At 75.7% G+C, this 514-nt stretch carries 1 pseudogene; it reads right to left on the bottom strand.

Annotation, left to right across the window (positions count from 1 at the left end):
- Window positions 1–42: 42 nt before the first annotated feature.
- Window positions 43–514: pseudogene (locus P409_RS39900) on the bottom strand (SAM-dependent methyltransferase); the annotation flags it as partial.

Genomic DNA, 514 nt, shown 5'->3' on the forward strand with positions numbered 1-514 from the left:
CCTCGCCGCGGCGGCCACCTTCGGCTCGCGCCGCCGCCGCGGTCATGGCGCCAGCGTCGCGGCGAAACGCAGCCGGACGTAGTCCGCGCTCCAGTTGCCGGACTGGTCGCGCAGGCTGGGTGCCAGCAGCGCCTGCACCTCGTCCAGCAGCGCCGCCCGCGCCGGGCCGTCGATGCCGTCCAGCAGCGGGTTGGCGAAGGTGTCCAGCCAGCCGCGCATGCCGGTGGGCAGCGGCGTCGGCCGCGGCACCAGGGCGACGCTGTCGACCCGGAAGCCCTGCGCCTCCAGCTTCGCGGCGTACTCCGCCGGGGTCGGGAAGAACCAGGGCATCCGGGCGGCGCCGTCCAGGCCGCGGGCGTTCAGCACCGCGACCAGGGCGGTGACGATCGCCGCCACATTGCCGTGGCCGCCGAACTCGCCGACGAAGCGGCCGCCCGGCTTCAGCGCGCGGCGGACGCCGGCGATCACGGCATCGGCGCCCTTCATCCAGTGCAGCGCGGCGTTGCTGAACACA

This window comes from Inquilinus limosus MP06 (assembly GCF_000767795.1).
Lineage (GTDB): Bacteria > Pseudomonadota > Alphaproteobacteria > DSM-16000 > Inquilinaceae > Inquilinus > Inquilinus limosus_E.